1 protein-coding gene is annotated in these 717 nt (G+C 55.2%); it reads right to left on the minus strand.

The features are described from left to right. Positions 1–141 precede the first annotated feature (141 nt). The coding region (locus GFC01_RS17800) for an IS200/IS605 family accessory protein TnpB-related protein (protein WP_152948482.1) at positions 142–717 on the minus strand (576 nt) is incomplete at its 5' end.

Raw genomic sequence — 717 nt, forward strand, 5'->3', positions numbered from 1 at the left:
GGACATAAGGGGAAACCACACCGGGTTTCCATCCTGCGTTGACCGTGAAGCGGTCCAACACTCAAGTTTCTTGAGCGCCGGACGCCTCCCGCGATCTGTTAGATACGGCCTACCGGTTTGTCCGGCACCGGCTAAACGGGGTCACCTACTTGATAAAGCGAGCTGCTTCAACTCGTGCCAGACGGAATAAAACGATTCCTGCTTAAAACGGGGCAGTCCGTTGTGAACGGGAATCTTTCCTTCCAGCCGTGTGACAAACCGCTTCACCTTCCGGGTCATCCCTTTTCCTTCCCCGGGTAAGGAATTAACTCTTTGGTTCAGCTTCTCTTTGACAGCCTGAATTTTTGCTTTTAGTTCACCGGTAATTCGTTCCTTGAAACCAATCGCCCGGCGGGCTATAACCAAAGCAGCGGCGTGGTGAATAATTACCCCGTACCGCTCCATGTACTTGTAATAGCCGATGGTGGACGTGTGCGCCGGCCTGACCGGCTTTACGCCCACACCTTCCCTGGGTGCCCTGCGCATGACGGCCTCGATTATCTTCTTGAACGGGAAGTTGGCCGCCATGCGGTTGAATTTCCTGTCCGTGCCCAGCCGGTCTTTGCCGAAGTCCAGGTCCTCCAATGCAATGGGCTTACCCAAAGCTTTTGCCATGTCCACCACCACTTTGGCCAGCACGCCTATCAGGTAGGTGCGCCGGTATCCGCGGCTGTAAGC

Source organism: Desulfofundulus thermobenzoicus, assembly GCF_009428905.1.
Classification (GTDB): Bacteria; Bacillota; Desulfotomaculia; order Desulfotomaculales; family Desulfovirgulaceae; genus Desulfofundulus_A; species Desulfofundulus_A thermobenzoicus.